This is a genomic window from Flavobacterium sp., assembly GCF_028712645.1.
Taxonomy (GTDB): Bacteria; Bacteroidota; Bacteroidia; order Flavobacteriales; family Flavobacteriaceae; genus Flavobacterium.
In genome coordinates, this window is sequence record NZ_JAQTPQ010000247.1 from 1 (window position 1) to 5101 (window position 5101).

Annotated in this window: 5 protein-coding genes; all 5 read right to left on the reverse strand. The window is 33.2% G+C overall.

The annotated features are described in order from the left end of the window. Positions 1-397, reverse strand: a 397-nt coding sequence (locus PHC28_RS15390) for a hypothetical protein (protein WP_300102639.1), incomplete at its 3' end; no start/stop codon positions are given. 91 nt (positions 398-488) lie between these two features. After that, a complete protein-coding gene (locus PHC28_RS15395) occupies positions 489-1910 on the reverse strand; it encodes a hypothetical protein (RefSeq protein WP_300102642.1) in 1422 nt (473 codons plus the stop codon). 67 nt (positions 1911-1977) lie between these two features. Further along, positions 1978-3801 (reverse strand): PQQ-binding-like beta-propeller repeat protein, encoded by a 1824-nt coding sequence (locus PHC28_RS15400; RefSeq protein WP_300102645.1) that lies wholly within the window; start codon positions 3799-3801, stop codon positions 1978-1980. Between the two features lie 26 nt (positions 3802-3827). Then, positions 3828-4202 (reverse strand): hypothetical protein, encoded by a 375-nt coding sequence (locus PHC28_RS15405; RefSeq protein WP_300102647.1) that lies wholly within the window; start codon positions 4200-4202, stop codon positions 3828-3830. Between the two features lie 80 nt (positions 4203-4282). Next, positions 4283-5101: GSCFA domain-containing protein (locus tag PHC28_RS15410; RefSeq protein ID WP_300102650.1), on the reverse strand; the 819-nt coding region annotated here is incomplete at its 5' end.

A 5101-nucleotide genomic window follows, 5' to 3' on the forward strand; every position in this document is an offset into this window, starting at 1 on the left:
AATCATCGTTAAAATATTGCATTTGTAACCCAAGTGCAGTAGAACTTTGTGGCGAAACGAAATCACCTTGACAATTAATTACTGCACCATAACTCTGCATACTTTGGGCAAACAAAGTGTATTTCGCCGTAACCGAAATGCTTCCATTATTGTCTATTATTTTATTGATTTCTGCTGCTTGATTATTGTTATTAGCCGTGTTTCCTTCGGTTGGCGGATAATAATACAATCTGAATTTAAAGGTTCCTCCATTGGCAGTATAAAAACTTTTGGCTGGATCAATTTCTTGGGCAATTGTACCACTACTTGAACCTTCATTTCCTGAGGAATCCTCGCTGGAACAGCTCGAAAAAAATACTATTAATGTTGCTAATAATGTAGAATAAAATCGATTCATAATTTGAGTTTTAAAAATTAATAAGTCAAAAATAGGTAGTGGGTAAACACAAAAAAATACGAAGTTTTTCGTATTTTTTCAGCTTAAAAAATCAATTTTTCATCACTATATTTTTTGGGATTTTTATTCTACTAATCGATGATTTCCCTTCTAAAATCCTAGTAAAATAGAGCATTTCGGTGGTTTCGTCATAAAAAGGAGAACCTTCAAAACTGTCGCTGTTTATTCTGTTTCCCAGATTTATGGGTTCCGACCATTTTTTCCAGCTATCGTCCAATCTGTAGGAAACATAAATATCATAATTGCCGTAACTACTGAAACCAATGCTGCTAAAAAGCAAGGTTTTGGTATCGGACAATAAATGTGGCATTCCTTCATCGGCAGCTGAATTGATGACTTTGCCCATATTTTGGAGCAATCCATAAGTTCCATCTTCTTTTTGGTTAGCAAAATACAAATCAGTTCCGCCTTGAGTAAAATCAGATTCTAATCCTATAATAAATATTTTCCCATCAGCAGTCATAGTCGCATCGGCGGTTTCATCATAATTCGCAAAGGCTGCAATTTTCAACTGTTCTTCCGATTCGTATTTACCATCTCTTAGCTTGAATGTTGAAAACCCACATTCGCCAGTTCCTTTGCTGTACGGATTTCCACCACGAAGTATAAAATCGTTGCCAACATATTCGATATAATTGACAATGTCATTCACATTCAAATTATTTTCTAAAATTGGAGTCGTCCACTTTTCATCTTGTTTAGCACTTGAATATATTAGCTCACTATCAGTAGAATTATCTGTAAAATAGAGTTTGTTACCGTCAAGAGAAAGTGCTGGAGTTGCTATAACTAAATTTCCGAACATCAATTTTTCTGAATTTGATAAATTTTCAAAATCTGAATTAGTGTTTATTGAAGCATCAATTGGCACTTCTGATTCAGAAATTCCAATAGCATCAATTTGCTTTTGTCCCGGAAGCAATGCAAAATTAAACTCTACTTTTACCGCAACCACATTGGCAACAGCATTTTCTAAAACAGCATATTCGATTCCGGGATTGAAAACATCTGGAACTTCCTGTACTTTTCTTCTTTTTCGATTAAAATAATAGGCGTGATCTGCTGTCGCTGTTGATTTGTAACTAGGCGTTTTCCAATCTTTTTTTCGTGACCAAACAGTTTCATAACTTCCTGAGCCATTACCCACAGAAATTTTAGTCACGCATCCTGCATTTAAGTTTTCGAAAACGGCAATTTGTTTTACAGTTTGTGGTTTTTCAAAACTCACCTCAACAACTTCTTTGCCATCGAGTGCGTTTTTGGGAATCCAAGCATTTCCTGAAACTCCACCTTGAGGAAAACAATCAGGTTTGCCAAGAATTCTTTTAATTCCATTTTGTTTTCCCCCTAAATCAGATGAAAATTTGATGATTTTACTTGCCCATTGCACTTGTTGGGCTTTCACAGAAAATAGAACAAAGAAAATAGAGCAAAGAAAAATTGATTTTTTCATAATTTATTTATTTAGAAAAAGGGCTATGAAAAAATTCACAACCCTTTTCGTTCATAACTAAAAACGCTTAATTATTAACCTTGATTTTTTCTACTTTTTTACCTTTAAAAGCAAAGATGTATTCTCCATCTGTGGTAATATCGATTCCGTCACCAAATTTTGGACTACCTCCTTTTCCTTTTGACTGTACAGAGCCTTTAGTTTCTCCATTGGCCATATCAATTCCGTAAATTACGTTTTTGCTGTTTCGTTGATCACGCAAAAAATAATTTTTGCCTTCTTCATAAAAATAATCAACTCCTTTTATTTTATCTGTGGCAAAAGCACGTGATCCATCTTTTTTATTATAAGCAGCTAACCCTTTCTCTGAAAGTACCACAACAGTTTCTCCAAAATCTATAACATCCGTAGCTTTTCCAACACCTGCATCATTATGTTTTACATCGAATAATTGTTTCCCACTTTCAATTTCGTAACCATAAAATTCATCTCCATCTCCTACAAATAATTTATTTTCACCATTTATTATTAAATCTGTGATGCGTTTATCAAATTTTTCTGAACGCCAAGCTGTTGCTCCTGTTTTATCATCAATGGCTAAAACTCCATTTTTTTGACCTCTATATTGCCATTCAATAAAACCAACCATTTCTGTATAAGTTCCTCCAGTAATTGAAGTTCTTGTTTCTTTCCTAAATCCTTGAACTTCAACTTTACCTCCTACTTGCACCACAATTTTGTTTCCTGTTTTATAAACATGTGGCATACATAAAGCTCCTGTTATTTTCTCGGAAGCCCATAAAAGTTTTCCAGATTCTAAATCGTGTTTTTCAATATATTTTGTTCTGTCTCTATTTCCAAACATTGTAATATAAACAGCATTATCTGTAAAAATTGGATCAGCAAGTGTTTTGTAAATTTTCTCTCTCTTGCTATGTCCAAATCCTCCGCCACCTTCCATATCATTTTCATAAGTGGCTTCCCAAAGTTTTTGGCCATTATTTAAATTATATACTTGTAATCCGTTTAGATAAAGATATAATTTATCGCCTTTTATCCATAAATCAAGAATTGCTTTTCGGGTAACTAATTCTTTTTCTATAGTCCCAATAAAAGTGGCATCCCAAACAATTTCGCCATTGGCAGCATTGATTTTTACCAATTGATTTTTAAATCCTGCAAACAAAGCTCCTAAAGCTGTTGGCTTGAAGTTCACCATAACAATTTCATTTCTTTTAGCATCATAAATATATTTACCAACGCCTCCTTTGAATCGATTTGTCTCCCAAATTTTTTCGCCAGTTTTGGCTTTTACCAATATAACTGAAGCTCGTTGTGAAATTAAAAAAGCATCCAGTTCATAAATATATTTTACGGTCTCTAACTCGCCCTGGTCACTATCAGATTCATCTTTATTTCTATCTTTTGGAATCAAATTTTGATACAATTCCGAATTCCAAAGTTCTTTCCCAGTAGCAATATCAATTACTGCCACTCTATCTGTTCCTAATTTTCTAGCATCGAAAAGGAATAAATAACCTCCTTTTTCTTTCCAAATTACAAATTGATATTCACTATTATTAGTGTGATTTGTTGTGATTTTTTTATAATCACCACTCCAAATTGTTTTTCCATTAGCATCTAAAACCGTTGCAGAATTGTCATCAGTTCCTAAAACAAAATTGCCATCTCCATCATTTGCAGCAAGACGAGTCGCTTTGTTATCAAACTCAGATTCCCATACTGTTGAGAAACTTCCCGTTTTTTTTCCGGCACCTCCGCCTCCAGAAATAGCGTCTTTTGCTTTATTCAAAAGCTTCCCAAATTGTGCCGAAGCTGGCAATACAGTCATCAAAGCGATGACCAACATAATTAATGATAGTTTTTTCATTTGTTTGCGTTTTTAATTAGAAATATTTAAAATGTAATTGAATAGCGAATTTTATAGCGCTGTTGTTTTTGAAGTTTGAAATAAAATTTATGCTCTAAGATATATTCCGAAAGAAAGTTGGTGAAATTCGGATTGTTTATATCATCATCAACCTTGAAGAATGAGGAGACTTTACCGCTTTGAACCACGCCAATATCAATGGTCATTGTTCCTGTAACAGCTGCAAATTTTTTGTTTTTCTTTTTAATAAAACTTTCTGAATGAAATTCAGCATCAATTTCTTTAGTAACCATTTCGGTTACTTCTTCTTCGTCTGTCAATACTTTTTTTTGAGAAAAAGCGGGTGCTGAAAACAGGAAGAGAAAAAGTCCAATAAAAATAATTAAGCGATTGGTTTTCATAAAGCATCCAATTTGTTAGTTTGTACTTTACAAATCTGCAGCAATTATGAAATAAGAACAATACGAAGAAATACGTATTTTTAAAATTGAATTTGAGGGAAACGTTTTTGAAGTTTCATCATTTTATCCTGAAGTTTAGATAAAAATTGTTGATGACTTTCAGATTTTGGATTGAAAGAACGGTGCTGTAATCCCTTTTGAATACTACAAACTTCTTCCATAATCGAATGACTATCACTAGAAATAGTAGTTTCGGAAAATCGCTCCCAGATATAATCTATAGCAACTTGACTTGGATGCAACATATCTTCGTTATAGAATCGATAATCACGAAGTTCGTCCATCATTATTTCGTAGGAAGGAAAGTAGTTTGTGGTTTGTTGTTTATTGTTTATTGTTTGTTGAATTGCAGTTATTAAATGTGCTTTACTCAATTGATTTTCTACAAAACCATCTTTGAGGTGTCGCACTGGAGAAACCGTGAAAATGAAATTCGCTTTTGGATTTACTTTTTCGATTAAATCAATTGTATTTTGAATCGATTTTTCGATAGTTTCAGCCGATAAAATTTCTTTTGAAAATGCGGCTTGTGGTACTTTATGACAATTAGCAACCACTTGATTGGTTTCTAAATTTCTATAAACCCACGAAGTTCCATAAGTGATAATGATGTGCGTTGCTTCTCTCAATTTCTGATTTGTAGATTGAAGTAATTGATTTGAATCATTCAACAATTCTTCTTTATTTGTATTACTTAAATCCGAATGCACGTCAAAACAATGCCAACGCTCGTTGTGAAAAAAGATGTCTTTTTCAGTATAAAATTCTAAGTTGAGCGATTTCGAAATAATCTTTTCAATAGAAACCGGATTGAAAATGATCCCAAATGGATTGGTTGA

Excerpts from the sequence above, each read along its gene's own strand:
- PHC28_RS15405 (WP_300102647.1), bottom strand. The coding sequence starts at position 4,202 with ATGAAAACCAATCGCTTAATTATTTTTATTGGACTTTTTCTCTTCCTG.
- PHC28_RS15400 (WP_300102645.1), bottom strand. The coding sequence starts at position 3,801 with ATGAAAAAACTATCATTAATTATGTTGGTCATCGCTTTGATGACTGTA.
- PHC28_RS15395 (WP_300102642.1), bottom strand. The coding sequence starts at position 1,910 with ATGAAAAAATCAATTTTTCTTTGCTCTATTTTCTTTGTTCTATTTTCT.